14 protein-coding genes are annotated in these 18,068 nt (G+C 61.6%); 9 read left to right on the forward strand and 5 right to left on the reverse strand.

What is annotated here, in order from left to right; genetic code table 11:
* Positions 1-126: 126 nt before the first annotated feature.
* The 5 genes from BM317_RS11565 to BM317_RS11585 all read right to left on the reverse strand — a co-directional run bounded on the left by BM317_RS11565 (position 127) and on the right by BM317_RS11585 (position 2,615).
* Positions 127-543, reverse strand: a complete 417-nt coding sequence (locus BM317_RS11565; RefSeq protein WP_092175102.1) for a DUF3010 family protein — start codon at positions 541-543, stop codon at positions 127-129.
* Positions 544-630: 87 nt separating this feature from the next.
* A complete protein-coding gene (locus tag BM317_RS11570) occupies positions 631-1,407 on the reverse strand; it encodes a bestrophin-like domain (protein ID WP_092474356.1) in 777 nt (258 codons plus the stop codon).
* Positions 1,408-1,549: 142 nt separating this feature from the next.
* A complete protein-coding gene (locus BM317_RS11575) occupies positions 1,550-1,873 on the reverse strand; it encodes a helix-turn-helix domain-containing protein (RefSeq protein ID WP_060740283.1) in 324 nt (107 codons plus the stop codon).
* Positions 1,857-2,111: a type II toxin-antitoxin system RelE family toxin gene (locus BM317_RS11580; protein WP_060740284.1), complete on the reverse strand. Its 255-nt coding sequence runs from the start codon at positions 2,109-2,111 to the stop codon at positions 1,857-1,859. Before BM317_RS11580 ends, BM317_RS11575 begins: the two co-directional genes overlap by 17 nt.
* A gap of 102 nt (positions 2,112-2,213) precedes the next feature.
* Positions 2,214-2,615, reverse strand: coding sequence for a lysozyme inhibitor LprI family protein (locus BM317_RS11585; RefSeq protein WP_092175099.1), 402 nt, complete (start codon positions 2,613-2,615; stop codon positions 2,214-2,216).
* Between the two features lie 235 nt (positions 2,616-2,850).
* Between BM317_RS11585 and BM317_RS11595 the strand changes: the two genes are divergently transcribed.
* The 9 genes from BM317_RS11595 to BM317_RS11635 all read left to right on the forward strand — a co-directional run bounded on the left by BM317_RS11595 (position 2,851) and on the right by BM317_RS11635 (position 18,051).
* Positions 2,851-3,828, forward strand: a complete 978-nt coding sequence (locus BM317_RS11595; RefSeq protein ID WP_030139307.1) for a dipeptidase — start codon at positions 2,851-2,853, stop codon at positions 3,826-3,828.
* A 79-nt stretch (positions 3,829-3,907) separates the two neighbouring features.
* Positions 3,908-4,438: a DUF5943 domain-containing protein gene (locus tag BM317_RS11600; RefSeq protein WP_025215877.1), complete on the forward strand. Its 531-nt coding sequence runs from the start codon at positions 3,908-3,910 to the stop codon at positions 4,436-4,438.
* 15 nt (positions 4,439-4,453) lie between these two features.
* A complete protein-coding gene (gene dgcA, locus BM317_RS11605; RefSeq protein ID WP_092175091.1) occupies positions 4,454-6,514 on the forward strand; it encodes a dimethylglycine demethylation protein DgcA in 2,061 nt (686 codons plus the stop codon).
* Between the two features lie 157 nt (positions 6,515-6,671).
* Positions 6,672-8,621, forward strand: coding sequence for a dimethylglycine demethylation protein DgcB (dgcB, locus tag BM317_RS11610; RefSeq protein WP_092474358.1), 1,950 nt, complete (start codon positions 6,672-6,674; stop codon positions 8,619-8,621).
* Positions 8,621-9,841 (forward strand): electron transfer flavoprotein subunit alpha, encoded by a 1,221-nt coding sequence (locus BM317_RS11615; protein ID WP_092175082.1) that lies wholly within the window; start codon positions 8,621-8,623, stop codon positions 9,839-9,841. The genes dgcB and BM317_RS11615 overlap by 1 nt, the downstream gene beginning before the upstream one ends.
* 13 nt (positions 9,842-9,854) lie before the next feature.
* On the forward strand, positions 9,855-10,625 hold the full coding sequence (locus BM317_RS11620; RefSeq protein WP_092474360.1) for an electron transfer flavoprotein subunit beta: 771 nt from the start codon (positions 9,855-9,857) through the stop codon (positions 10,623-10,625).
* 315 nt (positions 10,626-10,940) lie between these two features.
* A complete protein-coding gene (locus tag BM317_RS11625) occupies positions 10,941-11,507 on the forward strand; it encodes a GNAT family N-acetyltransferase (RefSeq protein ID WP_092175074.1) in 567 nt (188 codons plus the stop codon).
* Between the two features lie 1,101 nt (positions 11,508-12,608).
* Positions 12,609-16,061 carry a GMC oxidoreductase gene (locus BM317_RS11630; RefSeq protein ID WP_092474362.1) on the forward strand — a complete coding sequence of 1,151 codons (3,453 nt, stop codon included), beginning with the start codon at positions 12,609-12,611 and terminating at the stop codon, positions 16,059-16,061.
* A gap of 121 nt (positions 16,062-16,182) precedes the next feature.
* A complete protein-coding gene (locus tag BM317_RS11635; protein ID WP_092169429.1) occupies positions 16,183-18,051 on the forward strand; it encodes a c-type cytochrome in 1,869 nt (622 codons plus the stop codon).
* The last annotated feature ends 17 nt before the right edge of the window (positions 18,052-18,068 follow it).

The raw sequence follows: 18,068 nt of genomic DNA on the forward strand, positions 1-18,068 counted from the left end.
TGGGCTGCGCAGCAGCCCCGATAATAGCGATTCAAGCTATATGAGAGACCGAGTTACCAGGTTTCAGGGCCGCTTCGCGCCCAGCGGGGATAAATCCCCTCGCCACATCAAGTATGGGTTGGCAGCTTACTTCTTTACCAACGCCGAGCATGCCGCCTTGTACGCCTCGTGCTGATACTTGTTCAGCGTCGCCGGCAAGGCGAAGTCATGTTTCTTGTGCTGCGCGTTGAGGGTCTGCGGTGACAGCAGTGTCACCTCGCAGCCTTCCAGCAACTGGAAAACCCCTTCAATCTTGAACGTGGTCGGTCCGCCGGCGAACTCGCCTTTCTTGCTGCGCTTCTTGATGGCGATGCGTTCGATGCCATGTTCAGCCACGAACGCCCGTACCTGAGCGGCAAACGCCTTGACGTTGGCGGCGTCGTCATCGTCGTCCAGGGCGATTTTCTTGGTATTCAGGGCGATGTGGGTCAGCGTCTGCTGTTCCAGCGAGGCAACGGCGATGATCGCTTCGCTGCCTTTGATTTCGATGCCGCAAATGATCATTGGAACCCTTGATGCCTGGAGGTGTGGAATTGCAGTTTATCCATCTTGGTCTGGAACGCCGCTCTGATTTTTTCATCTGCGGCCCACTCAGTTCATGCTTTGGCGCAGGTCGAGCATGATCTTGTCGAAGTAATCGACTCGGATCACGCCAAAGCGGGGGTATTCGAAGTCCAGGATCACATACAGCACGCAGACCATGACCGCCGCGTAACCCAGGCTGTGCAGCCAGTTGCGCCGCTTTGCACCGGCCATGCCATAGCCGATCAGCAGGGCGCTGATCAGGGCCATGGTCACCAGCATCAGGTAGATGACCAGCGGTGGGTGGGTTTCATGGGCCACGGCGCGGGTGGTGGTGATATCGATCATTTCATTTTGTGCCTGCAGCACACTGACCCCCAGGGTTGGGGTGGGCATTTGCTGCAGGGCGGCGATCGTGCATTTCCAGATGATCTGTTGCAAGTCACTGGCACGATCATGGGCGGCTTCGTCGAGTTCGTCTTCGCGCAGGTCGCGGTAATACTCGATGCGGGCGTCGACATAGTCCTTGAACGCCTGGCGCAGGGCCGGTTGCTCGCTGGCCGGTAGCAGGTCCAGGCGTAGCCAGGCGGTGCCCATGGCATTGGTTTCGGCAACGATCAGCGCGCGCCGTTGATCCAGGCGTGTGGCTGCGCCAGAGAAGGTAAAGGCAATCAGGAGTGCCAGCAGGCCGAACACCGCGCCTTCTATTGCACCAATGCCTTGGCGGGCGCCCTCCGGGTCTTGGGCCAGGTGACGGTTGCCGATCCGGCGACCGGCCTCGATGCCCGCCACGATGGCGATAAAAATAGCTAACCCATATAAAGGCAAGGCGGTAAGAGAGAGCATATGAAAATCCCTTGATAGGCAATAACACCGACTAACGTGAGTGCCTGTCATGAGCTGATCCTAAGCCCCTCCTTTCGCTTCGGATACTGTCAGAGTTAACAGTATCCGAAGCCTAATGTCTGTTGGGATATCCCCCGTAGGCCTACAGTTCCAACTGATCAGCATGGATACCAAAGGCAGCGGCAATTTTCTCTCGGGTAGCCCGGCGAGGCTTTGCGACCGATTCCTGTTGGGCAAACGCCGACTGAGAAATACCCAGGCGCCTGGCGACTTCATCCTGAGTCAGATTCAAGTGTTCGCGCCAGGCGCGGATAGGCGTAGCGCCGTCGACGATACGGCTGACCACTTCATGAGGAATCAGATCGGGCTCCAGTTTTTGCGCAACGTATTGCGCGTACGGAATGACCACAAATGCCGGGTTTCCGTCTGCATCGTTGATGATCTGAATATCAGTAGGTGCGTTCATCGCGTTTCTTGACCTCTTGAATGCTGACGACCTTGATCGCCCCGTCCCAATCGAACATGACTCGGTAGTTGCCTACCCGCAGGCGGTACGCATAGTCATGACCGACAAGCGCTTTGACGTTGACCACGTCAGGCATCTGGGCGAGCGCCGTAACGGCATCCCGAACTTGGGCCTGATGGGCTGAGTGCAATTTCAGAAGCTGCTTAACGGCTTTTCTGGTCCAGTGGATAGTGTTCATGGAAAGAATATAAGTCTTTTATAAGATTTGCGAATCCTGACTTATATTCTTTCCGGGGCCAACGCGTGAACGATGTCTGGATATTGCTCCGTGGATAACTCTTTACTCCTGCCCAATCGACTCCAAAAACTCCGACCGATCATCGCTCACCTGGGCCATGCAGTCGTTTTCGGCGATTTTGTAGGCTTCGCTGCCGGGTTTGGCCGGGAAGGCGGCGATGGCGCAGTCGGCGTCGCGCTGTTTTTGCCACAGTTGTTGGGCGGCCTTGATCTTGGCGGTGATGTCGTTGAGCTGGGCCTTGTCGCTGGCGTAGCGGGTTTGCAGGCGCTCAAAGAGGCTCTGCAGGTTTTCGTTGAGCAATTGCTCGGCGGCGGTTTTGCCATAGGCCGAGCAGGCCAGGGTCTGGACGTCGTTTTCAACTTCGTCGCAGGGATTGGGCTCGGTGTCTTCGGTTGCGTGTGCCAGGGTGCTGATCAGTGCCAAAGCCAGGAAGATTGATTTCATCGCGTTGCCGCTCAAGTCCAGTGAAAACCAGTGATGCGGCGGATTCTGGCGCAACCGTCGGGTAAAGAACAGACGGGCAGGGCGGGCCTGTCGTAGCCCATTGTCGTGGATTGACGCTTTCGGCAATTCCCCTGTCGTTTTTGCACCGGGTCGCGACGGCCCTCAGGCATATGCTGGCCCCAAAGCGCCGGCACACGATTCGGCGCATGAATCGCTGACAAAAGGGGACTGCCTGATGAGCCCAGCCGAATTGCACGCCGACAGCATCGTTATCGACGGGCTGATCATTGCCAAGTGGAACCGCGACCTGTTCGAAGACATGCGCAAGGGCGGCCTGACCGCAGCCAACTGCACCGTGTCGGTGTGGGAAGGTTTCCAGGCCACCATCAATAACATCGTCGCCAGCCAGAAGCTGATCCGCGAGAACAGCGACCTGGTGATTCCGGTGAAAACCACCGCCGACATCCGTCGCGCCAAGGAACAGGGCAAGACCGGCATCATCTTCGGCTTCCAGAACGCCCACGCCTTCGAAGACCAGCTCGGCTACGTCGAGATCTTCAAGCAGTTGGGCGTGGGTGTGGTGCAGATGTGCTACAACACCCAGAACCTCGTGGGCACCGGTTGCTACGAGCGCGACGGCGGTCTGTCGGGCTTCGGTCGCGAGATCGTCGCCGAGATGAACCGCGTCGGCATCATGTGCGACCTGTCCCATGTCGGTTCCAAGACCTCCGAAGAAGTCATCCTCGAATCGAAGAAGCCGGTGTGCTATTCCCACTGCCTGCCGTCCGGCCTGAAAGAGCACCCGCGCAACAAGTCCGATGAAGAACTGAAGTTCATTGCCGATCACGGCGGCTTTGTCGGCGTGACCATGTTTGCGCCGTTCCTGGCCAAGGGCATCGATTCGACCATCGACGACTACGCCGAAGCCATCGAATACACCATGAACATCGTTGGTGAGGACGCCATCGGCATCGGTACCGACTTCACCCAGGGCCACGGCCAGGATTTCTTCGAAATGCTGACCCACGACAAGGGCTACGCCCGTCGTCTGACCAGCTTCGGCAAGATCATCAACCCCCTGGGCATCCGCACCGTGGGCGAGTTCCCGAACCTCACCGAGACGCTGCTCAAGCGCGGCCATCCTGAGCGGGTGGTACGCAAGATCATGGGTGAAAACTGGGTCAACGTGCTGAAAGACGTCTGGGGCGAATAACCGCCGCCGCATCGCTAATCCTCTACCTGCGGCCCTCTGCGCCGCAGGCAATACCACGAATTTCCGGAGTCAAGTTTTCATGGCCAAGATCGCCCCGCAACTGCCTATCGAAGTCGACAGCGAAACCGGTATCTGGACGTCCGACGCCCTGCCGATGCTGTACGTACCGCGTCACTTCTTCGTCAACAACCACATGGGCATTGAAGAAGTGCTGGGCGCCGACGCCTACGCCGAGATTCTCTACAAGGCCGGCTACAAATCCGCCTGGCACTGGTGTGAAAAAGAAGCCGAATGCCACGGCCTGGAAGGCGTCGCGGTGTTCGAGCACTACATGAAGCGCCTGTCCCAACGTGGCTGGGGCCTGTTCAAGATCCAGGACATCGACCTGGATAAAGGCACCGCCAGCGTCAAGCTCGAACACTCGGCGTTCGTCTATGTGTACGGCAAGGTCGGGCGCAAGGTCGACTACATGTTCACCGGTTGGTTCGCCGGCGCCATGGACCAGATCCTCGCCGCTCGTGGCAGTTCGATCCGCACCGTGGCCGAGCAGGTCTATGGCGGTTCCGAAGAAGGCCACGACGACGGCCTGTTCATCGTCAAGCCGTTGTAAGTCGAGGATCGCGCCATGGCTTTTGAAGCAATGTTCCAGCCGATCCAGATCGGCAAACTGACCATCCGCAACCGCGTACTCAGCACCGCGCACGCCGAGGTCTACGCCACCGACGGCGGCATGACCACCGACCGGTACGTCAAGTATTACGAAGAAAAGGCCAAGGGCGGCATCGGCCTGGCCATTTGCGGTGGCTCGTCGGTGGTTGCCATCGACAGCCCGCAGGAATGGTGGAGCTCGGTGAACCTGTCCACCGACCGCATCATCCCGCACTTCCAGAACCTGGCCGACGCCATGCACAAGCATGGCGCCAAGATCATGATCCAGATTACCCACATGGGCCGTCGCTCGCGTTGGGACGGTTTCAACTGGCCGACCCTGATGTCGCCGTCCGGCGTGCGTGAGCCGGTGCACCGTGCCACCTGCAAGACCATCGAGCCGGAAGAAATCTGGCGGGTGATCGGCAACTACGCCCAGGCGGCACGGCGTGCCAAGGCCGGTGGCCTGGACGGCGTCGAGCTGTCCGCCGTGCACCAGCACATGATCGACCAGTTCTGGAGCCCGCGGGTCAACAAGCGTACCGACGAATGGGGCGGCAGCTTCGAAGGCCGCATGAAGTTCGGCCTGGAAGTGCTGAAGGCCGTGCGCGCCGAAGTGGGCGACGATTTCTGCGTGGGCATGCGCCTGTGCGGCGACGAGTTCCACCCGGACGGCTTGTCCCACGAGGACATGAAGCAGATCGCCAAGTACTACGACGACACCGGCATGCTGGATTTCATCGGCGTGGTGGGCTCGGGTTGCGACACCCACAACACCCTGGCCAACGTCATCCCGAACATGAGTTATCCACCGGAGCCGTTCCTGCACTTGGCCGCCGGTATCAAGGAAGTGGTCAAGGTCCCGGTGCTGCACGCGCAGAACATCAAGGACCCGAACCAGGCCACGCGGATCCTGGAGGGCGGTTACGTCGACATGGTCGGCATGACCCGTGCCCATATCGCCGACCCGCACCTGATCGCCAAGATCAAGATGGGCCAGATCGACCAGATCAAGCAGTGCGTCGGTGCCAACTACTGCATCGACCGCCAGTACCAAGGCCTGGACGTGCTGTGCATCCAGAACGCCGCGACGTCCCGTGAATACATGGGCGTGCCGCACATCATCGAGAAGTCCACCGGGCCCAAGCGCAAAGTGGTTGTCGTCGGTGCCGGCCCGGCCGGGATGGAAGCGGCGCGTGTGGCCGCCGAACGTGGGCACGAGGTGACCCTGTTCGAGAAGAAAGAATTCATCGGCGGGCAGATCACCACCGCCTCGAAAGCCCCGCAACGGGACCAGATCGCCGGTATCACTCGCTGGTTCCAACTGGAACTGGCGCGGCTGAAAGTCGACCTGCGCCTGGGCGTGGCGGCTGACGCGGCGACGATCATGGACCTGCGTCCGGACGTGGTGGTGCTGGCCGTTGGCGGGCATCCGAACCTGGAGCAGAACGAACACTGGGGCGCCGCCGAAGGGCTGGTGGTCAGCAGCTGGGACGTGCTCGACGGCAAGGTCGCGCCGGGCAAGAACGTGCTGGTCTACGACACCATTTGCGAGTTCACCGGCATGTCGGTGGCCGACTTCCTCGCCGACAAGGGCAGCCAGGTCGAGATCGTCACCGACGACATCAAGCCGGGCGTGGCCATTGGCGGTACTTCGTTCCCCACGTACTACCGCAGCATGTACCCCAAGGAAGTGATCATGACCGGGGACATGATGCTGGAGAAGGTCTACCGCGAAGGCGACAAGCTGGTAGCGGTGCTGGAGAACGAATACACCGGTGCCAAGGAAGAACGCGTGGTGGACCAGGTGGTGGTGGAAAACGGCGTGCGGCCGGATGAAGAAATCTACTACGCGCTCAAGGAAGGTTCGCGCAACAAGGGCCAGATCGACGTCGAAGCCTTGTTCGCGATCAAGCCTCAGCCGTGCCTGGAGCAGAGCGGCGATGGCTACCTGCTGTTCCGCATCGGTGACTGCGTGGCCCAGCGTAATACCCACGCGGCCATCTACGACGCCCTGCGGTTGTGCAAGGATTTCTAGGTCGTTGAACTGATCGTTCCCACGCTCTGCGTGGGAATGCAGCCCGGGACGCTCTGCGTCCCCAAAGCGGACGCGGAGCGTCCATTGAGGCATTCCCACGCAGAGCGTGAGGAACGATCAGTGGCGTTTCTCCAGATGTATTGGTGGGAGCTTCACCATGTTGAACACCCTTCTTCCTATCCTGCTGTTCGCCGCTTTGGGCCTCGCGGTCCTCGGCGCCTTGCGGCGGGTGAACATGTGGCGCCGGGGACGACCGGCCAAGGTCGACCTGATCGGTGGCCTTTTCGCCATGCCCAAGCGCTACATGGTGGATTTGCACCACGTAGTGGCGCGGGACAAATACATCGCCAACACCCACGTCGCCACGGCCGGTGGTGCAGTGGCGTCGGTAGTGCTGGCGATCCTGGTCCACGGGTTTGGCCTGCATAACCGCTTCCTCGGCTATGCGTTGCTGTTGATGTCGGCCGTGATGTTCGTCGGTGCGATCTTCGTCTACCTGCGTCGGCGCAATCCGCCGGCCCGCTTGTCCAAGGGCCCGTGGATGCGCCTGCCGAAAAGCCTGCTGGCGTTTTCGGCGTCGTTCTTCCTGGTGACCCTGCCGGTGGCAGGCATCCTGCCGGAGAACTTCGGCGGTTGGCTGGTGGCGGCGGTCCTGGGTGTCGGTGTGCTGTGGGGTGTGTCGGAATTGTTCTTCGGCATGACCTGGGGCGGGCCGATGAAGCACGCCTTCGCCGGTGCCCTGCACCTGGCCTGGCACCGCCGTGCCGAGCGTTTTGGCGGCGGCCGTTCCACCGGTCTCAAGCCGCTGGACCTGAACGATCCCGCCGCGCCACTGGGCGTGGAGAAACCCAAGGACTTCACCTGGAACCAACTGCTGGGCTTCGACGCCTGCGTGCAGTGCGGCAAGTGTGAGGCGGCCTGCCCGGCGTTCGCGGCCGGCCAGCCGTTGAACCCGAAAAAACTTATCCAGGACATGGTCGTCGGCCTGGCCGGCGGCACCGATGCGAAATTCGCGGGCAGCCCATACCCGGGCAAACCTGTGGGCGAGCATGCGGGCAATCCCCATCAGCCGATCGTCAATGGCCTGGTAGACGCCGAGACCCTGTGGTCCTGCACCACCTGCCGTGCGTGCGTCGAGGAATGTCCGATGATGATCGAGCATGTCGATGCCATCGTCGACATGCGCCGCCACCTGACCCTGGAAAAAGGCGCCACGCCGAACAAGGGCGCCGAGGTCCTGGAAAACCTCATTGCCACCGACAACCCTGGCGGCTTTGCCCCGGGCGGGCGGATGAACTGGGCGGCGGACCTGAACCTGAGCCTGCTCAGCGAGAAGAAATCCACCGACGTGCTGTTCTGGGTCGGCGACGGTGCCTTCGACATGCGCAACCAGCGTACCCTGCGCGCTTTCGTCAAAGTGCTGAAGGCGGCGAAAATCGACTTTGCCGTGCTCGGTCTCGAAGAACGCGACAGTGGCGACGTGGCCCGGCGCCTGGGTGATGAAGCGACGTTCCAGCTATTGGCCAAACGCAACATCCAGACCCTGGCCAAATACAGCTTCAACCGCATCGTCACCTGCGATCCCCACAGCTTCCACGTGCTGAAAAACGAATACGGCGCCTTCGATGGCAACTATTTGGTGCAGCACCACAGCACCTACCTGGCGGAGATCATCGATGCCGGTGCGCTGAACCTTGGCCAGCACAAGGGCGACAGCGTGACCTATCACGACCCGTGCTACCTGGGCCGCTACAACGGCGAATACGAGGCGCCGCGCCAGGTGCTGCGTGCGCTGGGTATCGAGGTCAAGGAGATGCAGCGTTCCGGTTTCCGTTCGCGTTGCTGCGGCGGTGGTGGCGGTGCGCCGATCACTGACATTCCAGGCAAGCAGCGGATTCCTGACATGCGCATGGACGACATTCGCGAAACCGGCGCTGAGCTGGTGGCGGTGGGTTGCCCACAGTGCACCGCGATGCTCGAAGGCGTGGTCGAACCGCGGCCAATGATCAAGGACATTGCCGAACTGGTGGCTGACGCACTGCTGGAAGACGCAACCCCGAGCAAGCCCGTGGCCCCAGCCAAACGTGAACCTGCGGAGGTGCATTAATGAGCGACATCATCCGCCGCGACCCGCGCGCCGAGTGGATCGCCCGCAACCGCCTGCACCCGCTGCACGCGGCCATGCAGCCGGTCCAGCACAGCTGGATGGGCCCCAACGGCGTCATTCGCAAGAATGTCCATGGCATCGGTTTCATCGGCCCCAACGGCATCAAGCGCATCGACCGCAGCGGTGCCCAGCAGGGTGGCGCGACCAAGCGTACCGCCGCGGCCGAAGTGCAATTGCCGCTGCATCAAGTAGCGCAACCGGCGTTCTACATCAGTGTGGTGCCGGATATGGTCGGTGGTCGCCTCAGCAGCCACGACCGCGATCTGCTGGGCCTGGCCCATCAGCTTGCGGGGACGGACGGCGCGGTGCTGGCCGTGGTCTTCGGCGAGCACAAGGAAAACGCCTTCGCCACGGCCGGTGTCGACCGCTTGCTGGTACTGGAAGGTGAGGCCTTCAGCGGTTATGCACCGGAACAACGGGTCCAGGGTCTGCGGGCTGTGGATAACCAATTCAACCCACGCCATTGGCTGCTGCCCGACAGCCGCACCGGTGGCGGTGAATTGGGCCGGCGTTTTGCCGCAGCCCTGGGCGAGCGCCCGGCCACGCGGGTCTGGCAGGTCAAGGGCGAAGAGTGCATTGGCCGTGCCGGTGCGGGCCTGCAAGACTTGGCCCGGCCATTGGCGCGCTTGATCCTGGCAGCGGCCGAATGCGCCGAACCGGTCAGCGAAACCCGCCACGAAGCCTTGCCCGTGGAGTTATCCACAAGCGTGGCCCGCAGCTTGTCGCGCATCGAGGATCTGGGGGCGGTGGCGGTGGACCCGGGGGCGATCCCGATGGCAGAAGCCGAGTTCATTTTCTCTGGCGGCAACGGGGTCAAGGACTGGGCGCTGTTCCACCAGACCGCCGCAGCCCTGGGCGCCACCGAAGGCGCTTCCCGGGTGGCTGTGGACGACGGCTTCATGGCCCGCGACCGCCAGGTCGGTGCGTCCGGGACCTGGGTCACGGCACGGGTCTATGTGGCCGTGGGGATTTCCGGGGCGATCCAGCACCTGCAAGGCATCGGTGCCTGCGACAAGGTGGTGGCGATCAACCTCGACCCGGGCTGCGACATGATCAAACGGGCGGACCTGTCGGTGATCGGTGACAGCGCGGCGATTCTCCAGGCCTTGATCGCGGCGGTAGAGGCTTACCGCAACGAAGCCAAGCGCGATGCGGCTTAAGAAGGATAAGTTGATGAGTACCCAAGTGATCAGCCTCGTGTCCATTGGCGCGCACCCCACTTCCGGTCGGCCCCGGCGCGCCGAACAGGACGCCCGGGCCGTAGAACTGGGCCTGCAACTGGCCGGCAACGACTTGCAAGTGCTGCACGCCGGTGATGTGGCCGAACCGGCCTTGCGCGCCTACTTGGGCATGGGCCTGGATGAACTCCACGTCCTGGAAAATCCCGAGGGGGCCGACGCCCTGCCGGCCCTGACCGACTACCTGCGTGACGCTGGCGCCCAAGTGGTGCTCACCGGCAGCCAGGCGGAAACCGGTGAAGGCTCGGGCATGCTTCCCTTTCTGCTGGCGGAAAACCTCGGTTGGCCGTTGGTGGTGGGGCTGGCCCAGGTCGAGTCCATCGACAACGGCGTGGCCCTGGTGCTGCAAGCCTTGCCCCGCGGCCAACGGCGCCGTCTGAAAGTGCGCCTGCCATTCCTGGCCACTGTGGATAACGCCGCGCCAAAACCTCGGCAAAGCGCCTACGGCCCGGCCCGGCGTGGGGCATTGCATGCCGAGGAAGTCGAAGTGATCGACGACACCTTGCTGGCGGTGGCGACCCTGCAACCGGCCAAGCCACGCCCCAAACGTTTGAAAGTGATCAAGGCCAAGAGCGGCGCCGACCGCATGAAAGCCGCCACGGCCAAGGCCAGCGGCGGAGGCGGGCAAGTGCTCAAGGGCGTGAGCCCGGAAGCGGGGGCTGAGGCCATTCTCAAGCTGTTGATTGAGGAAGGGGTTGTTCGCTAAACCCAGGACACCTCAATTCCGGTGGGAGCGGGCTTGCTCGCGAAGGCGGTGTGTCAGCGACGAAAATGCAGCCTGACATACCGTATTCGCGAGCAAGCCCGCTCCCACAGGGGTCATGTGTTTGCCCAACATTGCTGTGTGCGCCTCTGTGGATAACCTGCTCGGCCCGCCGCAAACCAGGCCATCCAGGCCTGCGCTCAAAACACCCGCCTGACCTGCTGCAGCATCCGGCCATAAAACCGCTGGCCTGACGGGTTGCCGCGTCCCAAGCCTGTGGGTGAAAAGGGTCGTTTCATCGCCAATGGAGTCCTATCAATGGAAGTAGCAATTCGCCCGGCCTTGCCCACGGATGCACGGGAGATCGCCCGTCTGTTCCGGATTTCCTCGGAGGGTGCGTCGGATTACATCTGGAGCCAGCTGGCGGAGCCTGGCCAGGATCTGCTTGACGTGGGCGCCGCGCGTTATGCCCGGGAGAATGTCGATTTTTCCTACCAGAACTGCCTTGTCGCCCAGGCCAACGGACAGGTCATCGGCATGATGCACGCTTATGTCACGCGTCATGATCCACAGGCGGCCCCAGTCACAGACCCGGTCCTGGCGCCCTACGCCGACATGGAAGTACCCGACACCCTCTATATCTCAAGCTTGGCCCTGCATGAAGGCTGGCGTAACAAGGGGCTGGGCGTTCGCTTCCTCGAACTGGCGCAACAGCGTGCCGATCAACTGGCACTCAAGGGCCTGAGCCTGATCGACTACGCCGCGAATACCGGCGCCCGGCGTTTTTATGAGCGTCACGGCTTTGGCATCGTCAAAACCTGTCAGGTCGTCCCGCATCCGTTGATTCAAGTAACGGGCGCGGCCTACCTCATGCATCGGCCGTAGCCGGTACAGCGGCCCTGAAACCCTGTGGGAGCGAGCTTGCTCGCGATAGCGGTAGATCAGTGGCATCGATGTTGACTGACGCACCGCCATCGCGAGCAAGCTCGCTCCCACAGGGGCATGTGTTTACCCACAATCCCTGTGCGCGCCTCTGTGGATAACCTGTTCGCCCCTCGCTGCACCCCATGCAAATCGGGCCCTGCCGGCCTGCGGTCAAAAAGTAGCCAGCCTAACCCACGGTTTTTATTGGCTTTTTGTTGTGAATAACGACTCCTCTCAGGCGAACTTGCCCCCAATCTCTGTTGGCGCTTCTGTGGATAAGATGTTCGCTCAACGCTGCAAGCCATACGGGACGGGGTGTTCAGCGGATTGATCATAAAGTGATCGATTGGTGTTTTTTATCAGGAAAACTTCCGGAAAACCGCGATTTACAAGCCGTCCAAGGGGTTTTCCACAGAATCGTCAAAATTACCCCCAAACACTGTTGGCGCTTCTGTGGATAAGGTGTTTGCTCACCGCCACAGCCCATGCTTATCGGGGCTTATAGAGATTTGGTCAAAAAACAACCGATAGGCCAGTAAAACCGTCATGGTCCATAAGTCACGGTTTTTATTCACTTTGCCATGGAGAAAATGCGTGGCCTACGCACACTTGTCCCCATTTGCTGTGGGTGGCCATGTGGATAACTTGTTCGCCAAACGCTGCAGGCCACGGCCGGCATAGCGCAAAACGCGATAGATCAAATTTCATACAGTTCTAAGGCCCAACCTTGACGCAGGTCTGTCGGCTGTCTTCACTTCCATGGCACAAGGACATCGCACTTTATCCACATCAGGTTCAGGGAGAACACATGATGGATAGCAAGCACCCCCGCTCGCACCCGCTCCCCCTGCCGACCTGCGTCCCGGCACCGCCTGCTTCGCTGCACAAACGCATCCACCGTCGCGCCGCCAATCAGCGTGCACGTCTATAGCGTCCGGTTTTCCCCCCTGTAGCACCGCTGACTGCCGCTGGCCCCTGCACGGGACAGTGGCCAGGCGTTCGTGCGCCTGTCGATTTGCAGGCAACCGCAGAGTTGCCCCTTCTGCCTGAGAGGACTTGAACATGACACGGATCTCAACCCCCATCAGTGATATCCAGGAGCACTACGACGTCATCGTCATCGGTTCCGGCTACGGTGGCGGCATTGCTGCCTCGCGCCTGTCCCGGGCCGGACGCAAGGTGTGCCTGCTGGAGCGTGGCCGGGAGATCCAGCCCGGCGAATACCCCAACACCCTGCTCGCGGCCACCGAGGAATTGCAGGTCCATGACCCGGACGGACACATCGGCTCGCGTACCGGGCTGTTCGATCTGCATGTCAACGCCCAGCAGAACGTGGTGGTCGGTTGCGGCCTGGGTGGCACGTCGCTGATCAATGCCAACGTTGCGCTGGAGCCTGAGCCTGGCGTGTTCGACGACCCGCGCTGGCCCCTGGCGGTCCGGGAGCACCGCGACACGCTGCTCAAGGACGGCTACGCCCGGGCCCGGGAGATGCTCAAGCCCAACCCTTACCCGGCTTCGGAACCGAACCTGCCCAAGCTCGACGCCCACAAGAAGTCGGCCGATTACCTCAAGCAAGGCGCGCATTTCTACAAGCCGCCGATCAACGTGACCTTCGACAAGCTGCCCAACAACCTCAACCACGTCGGCGTCGAACAGTTGCCCTGCAATGGCTGTGGCGATTGCGTGTCGGGCTGTAACAACAAGGCCAAGAACACCACGTTGATGAATTACCTGCCGGATGCCTGGAACCACGGCGCGGAGATTTTCTGCCAGGCCGAGGTGCGGCACCTGGAGCGCGACGGCGACGGCTGGATCGTGCACTTCCAATACCTGGACAGCGGCCGCGAGCTGTTCTCGGCACCCACGTTATTCGTGCGGGCCGATATCGTGGTGGTGTCCGCCGGCACCCTGGGCTCCACCGAAATCATGTTGCGCTCGCGGGACAAGGGCCTGGCCATGTCCAGCCAACTGGGCGAGCACATGAGCGGCAATGGCGACATCCTCGGGTTCGGCCACAACTGCGACCAGGTCATCAATGGCATCGGTTTCGGCGCCCATCCGGCCAAGGAGCTGGAGCCGGTGGGGCCATGCATCACCTCAGTCATCGACATGCGCACCGAAGGCGACTGGCGCAGCCGGATGGTCATCGAGGAAGGTTCGATTCCCGGCGCCCTCGGCCGGGCCATGGTGCCGAGCATGGCGGCGTTTGCCGAAATGATCGGTGTGCCCACCGACACCGGTTTCGGTGCCAGCCTCAAGTACAAGGGCCGGGAGGCCGAGAGCTTCCTGCGTGGGCCGTATTACGGCGCGCTGCACAACATGCAGACCTACTTGATCATGAGCCATGACAACGCCAAGGGCCGCATGCTGCTCGACAACAAGGACCAGTTGCGCATCGACTGGCCCGGCGTCGGCGAACAGGAGAACGTCACCCTCGGCAACGAGCGGCTGCACCAGAGCACCAAGGCCCTGGGCGGGATCTGGGTCGAGAACCCGATCTGGACCAAGCTGCTCAAGCACAGCATCGTCTCGGTCCATCCCCTGGGCGGTTGCGTGATGGGCGAGGACGCCACCCAAGGGGTGGTCAACCACAAGGGCCAGGTGTTCAGTGGCGCCAGCGGCACCGATGTCTACCCGGGCCTGTACGTGACCGACGGTGCGGTGATCCCCACGTCCCTGGCGGTCAATCCGCTGCTGACCATCTCGGCGGTAAGTGAGCGCAACATGGGGCTGCTGGCGGCCGACCGTGGCTGGATCATCGACTACACGCTGCCCTCGGCCCCGCGCAAAGCGGTGGCGCCGCCGACCCTCGGCGTGCAGTTCACCGAAACCATGAAGGGCTACTTCTCCACGGCCTTCACTCAGGCCCAGGGCACCGATCTGAGCCTGTACGAAGCGGCGGCCAAGCGCGGCAAGGCCGACAACTCGCCCATCGAATTCACCCTGACCATCACCGCCGCCGACCTCAACCGTTTGATCAAGGAGCCGGAACACGCCGCAACCCTGGTGGGCACCCTCGATGCACCGCTGCTCTCACCGCAACCGCTGGTGGCCAGCAATGGGGTGTTCAACCTGTTCGAGCAGTACCAGGAACAGGTCGGCGTACGGCACATGAACTACGACATGAAGCTGACCGCCGAGGACGGCAGCGACTATTACTTCAGCGCCTTCAAGACCGTGCCCGAGGACAACGGTGTGCTGAATATCTGGCATGACACCAGCACGCTCTATGTCACGCTCTATCGCGGGCCGGACAAGACCGGCGCAGTGATTGGCTGCGGCGTGATGCACATCCTGCCGGCCGACTTCGCCAAGCAGATGACCACCATGAAAGTGCTCAATGCACGCAACGAGCGTGAGCGCGTGGAGGCATTGGCGCGATTCGGCAAGTTCTTTGCCGGTATCCTGTGGGAGAGCTACGGCGGTGTCTTCGCCGGCGACGTCTATTTCAACCCGGACGCGCCGCCCCGGTTGAAACGGCCGTTGGATGCGCCGGCGCCGGCCGTGCATTTCTTCCAGACCGAAGACAATGTCGAGCTGCGCCTGACCCGCTATCAGGCCGGCACCAAAGGTCCGGTGATGTTGGTCCATGGCTTGGGCGTGGGCTCGAACATCTTCTCCACCGACACCATCCATACCAACTTGCTGGAGTACCTGTGCAAGCACGAGTATGACGTCTGGCTCCTGGACTTGCGGGTGAGCATCCTGCTGCCGGCCAGCAAGCATGAATGGAACGGCGACCAAGTGGCCCAGTACGATTTCAAGGCGGCCATCGAGCAGATCCAGCAAGCGACCCTGGCCCGTGACGTGCAATGCGTGGTGCATTGCTACGGCGCGACGACGTTCTTCATGTCGATGCTGGCGGGGCTGCAGGGCGTGCGCTCGGTGGTTTGCTCGCAGATCGCCGCCGACACGGTGGTCGCCACCGCCACCGGTCTGAAGGCCGGTCTACACCTGCCGGGGATGCTCGATGCCATCGGCATCAAGTCCCTCACGGCCTACGCCGACACCAAGGAAAGCTGGTTCAACAAACTCTACGACAAGGCCCTCAATGGCTATGCCCGGATCGAGGCCCAGGGCTATTGCACCAACCCGGTCTGCCATCGCATCACGTTCATGTATGCGTCGCTGTACCGCCACGACACCCTCAACGAAACCCTGCACGACAACCTGCATGAGTTGTTCGGCGAGTCGAACATCCAGACCTTCGAGCACCTGGCGCTGATCGTGCGCAAGGGGCACCTGGTGGACTTCAAGGGCAACGACGTCTACATGCCGCATTTCGATCGGTTGAAGTTGCCGATCTGCTTCATCAGCGGCGCCGACAACCAGTGCTACCTGCCGCAAAGCACCCTCAAGACCTACGAGCGACTGTGCGAGATGCATGGCCCGCAGTTGTTCAGCCGCCACGAAGTGCCGGGGTACGGTCACATCGACTGCATGTTCGGCAAGGATGCGGTGGTGGATGTGTATCCGCTCATTCTCGGGCACTTGGAGAAGACCGCCCTCGGCTAGCTGATCGTTCCCACGCTCCGCGTGGGAATGCCGCCATGGACGCTCTGCGTCCGCTGTTGTGACGCAGAGCGTCACGGGATGCATGCCCACGCAGAGCGTGGGAACGATCTGGGGAAATGCCATGAACGCTTACATCCGCTGGTTCCAACGCATCATTTGGGTCGGGATTGTCATGAACATGTTCTTCGCGATTCCGGCGTTGTTCGCGCCGGCGTTGCTGACGTCCATGATCGGCCTGCCACCTGTATTGTCCGATCCCTGGCTGGAGAACGCCGGCATGTTGCTGGTGGGGATCAGCCTGTTCTACATGCCCTCGGGGTTCAACGCGCCGCGTTTCGTGGTGCATTCGTGGTTGTGCGTGCTGTCGCGGCTGGTGGCGGTGGTGTTCTGGATCTACCTGATCAACACCAATGACCAGGGCCAATTGTTTGTGCCGATGTTGATGGGCGACCTGAGCATGTTCCTGATCCTGGGCGTGCTGTTGTACCTGGGCAGCCCGGTGGCCAATCGTCCGCTGGCCTTGCTCTGCGCCGGTTGGCGGGAATGGCGCGCCGGCTGGGCGCTGCGCTGGCAGAGCCACGGCTTCAAGGTCGGCATGTTGGTGGTGGTCGTGTTGCTGGGTTTCATTGGTTACCAGACCTGGTACCAAATGATCCGGGAAGTGCCGCAACCGGACTTCGCCTCCGACGAAGACCATTACAAATACGCCGCCATCGGCCTGGGCATCGAGGCGCGGATTCCCTACTACCTGTTCGCCGTGCTGCCGCAAATGTGCCCGGAAAAACTGCCCAAGCCCGGCGGCTACGAAGTGTTCGGGTTTCTCTATGAAAACGGCAAAGACCTGCCCATCGGCATGGCCAAGCGGCAACTCGGTTACCCCACGGTCGAGCCCAATTGCGCCCTGTGCCACACCGGCTCCTACCGGGCCAATGCCACTGACGTGGCAGTGCCGGTCGCCGCCGCGCCGGCCAATACCCTGCAACTGCAAGCTTTCCAGTGGTTCGCCTACGATTGCGCCAGCGACCCGAAATTCACCCCCGAGGCGGTGATGGCGGCGATCAATGGCAAGTTCCAGTTGGGTTTTTTCGAAAAACTGTACAACCGTTACTTGATCATCCCGATGGCCAAGAGTGCGCTGCTCAAGCAGAAGCAGGCCTATGCCTGGCAGAAGCTGCGTCCGGCCCAGGGGCCTGGGCGGACCGATACCTTCAACCCGACCAAAATGGTGGTGTTCGGCTTCCCGGATGACTCCACCATCGGCACCGTGGATCTGCCACAGGTCTGGAACCAGAAACCCCGGGAGTCCATGTACCTGCATTGGGACGGCAATAACAACCAGATCCACGAGCGCAACTACGCAGCGGCCATGGCCGTGGGCGCGACGCCGGAATCGGTGCTGCCGCCGAGTTTCAACCGGGTGACCAACTGGCTGCTGGGGCACAAGGCACCGGCCTGGCCGTTCGCCCTGGACTCGGCGAAAGTCGCCCAGGGCCAACCGATCTGGGAGAAAAACTGCGCGGGCTGCCATGATTTCGGCCGCAGCGACACCGGCCAGGTCACCACCCACATCGACCAGTTGGGCACTGATCCCCATCGCCTGAATTCCTTCACCACGGGCCTGGTGACGGCGTTCCACGGCTTCAAGACACCGCCGTTCGACTTCAACGCCTACCGCAAGACCCAGAGCTACAGCAACACCCCCACCGACGGCATTTGGCTGCGGGCGCCGTACCTGCACAACGGCTCGGTGCCGACCCTGTGGGACTTGCTGCAACCACCGGAACAGCGTCCGCAGGTGTTCTACACCGGCTCCGACATTTATGACCAGGAGAAGGTCGGCTTCGTCACCCGCGGCGCGCAGATGAAAGCATCGGCGGATTTCAAATACGACACCCGCCTGGAAGGCAACCACAACGGCGGCCACCTGTATGGCACGCAGCTGTCGGACGTCGACAAACGGGCCCTGATCGAATTCATGAAGACCCTGTAGCCCAGGGCATTGCGAAG

Origin of the sequence: Pseudomonas sp. NFACC24-1 (genome assembly GCF_900115235.1) — a bacterium.
Taxonomy (GTDB): Bacteria; Pseudomonadota; Gammaproteobacteria; order Pseudomonadales; family Pseudomonadaceae; genus Aquipseudomonas; species Aquipseudomonas fluorescens_AA.

Coding starts and splice junctions, on each gene's coding strand:
- BM317_RS11600 (WP_025215877.1), top strand. CDS start 3,908: ATGGCCAAGATCGCCCCGCAACTGCCTATCGAAGTCGACAGCGAAACC.
- BM317_RS11565 (WP_092175102.1), bottom strand. CDS start 543: ATGATCATTTGCGGCATCGAAATCAAAGGCAGCGAAGCGATCATCGCC.
- BM317_RS11585 (WP_092175099.1), bottom strand. CDS start 2,615: ATGAAATCAATCTTCCTGGCTTTGGCACTGATCAGCACCCTGGCACAC.
- BM317_RS11635 (WP_092169429.1), top strand. CDS start 16,183: ATGAACGCTTACATCCGCTGGTTCCAACGCATCATTTGGGTCGGGATT.
- BM317_RS11630 (WP_092474362.1), top strand. CDS start 12,609: ATGACACGGATCTCAACCCCCATCAGTGATATCCAGGAGCACTACGAC.
- dgcA (WP_092175091.1), top strand. CDS start 4,454: ATGGCTTTTGAAGCAATGTTCCAGCCGATCCAGATCGGCAAACTGACC.
- BM317_RS11625 (WP_092175074.1), top strand. CDS start 10,941: ATGGAAGTAGCAATTCGCCCGGCCTTGCCCACGGATGCACGGGAGATC.
- BM317_RS11595 (WP_030139307.1), top strand. CDS start 2,851: ATGAGCCCAGCCGAATTGCACGCCGACAGCATCGTTATCGACGGGCTG.
- BM317_RS11620 (WP_092474360.1), top strand. CDS start 9,855: ATGAGTACCCAAGTGATCAGCCTCGTGTCCATTGGCGCGCACCCCACT.
- dgcB (WP_092474358.1), top strand. CDS start 6,672: ATGTTGAACACCCTTCTTCCTATCCTGCTGTTCGCCGCTTTGGGCCTC.
- BM317_RS11570 (WP_092474356.1), bottom strand. CDS start 1,407: ATGCTCTCTCTTACCGCCTTGCCTTTATATGGGTTAGCTATTTTTATC.
- BM317_RS11615 (WP_092175082.1), top strand. CDS start 8,621: ATGAGCGACATCATCCGCCGCGACCCGCGCGCCGAGTGGATCGCCCGC.
- BM317_RS11580 (WP_060740284.1), bottom strand. CDS start 2,111: ATGAACACTATCCACTGGACCAGAAAAGCCGTTAAGCAGCTTCTGAAA.
- BM317_RS11575 (WP_060740283.1), bottom strand. CDS start 1,873: ATGAACGCACCTACTGATATTCAGATCATCAACGATGCAGACGGAAAC.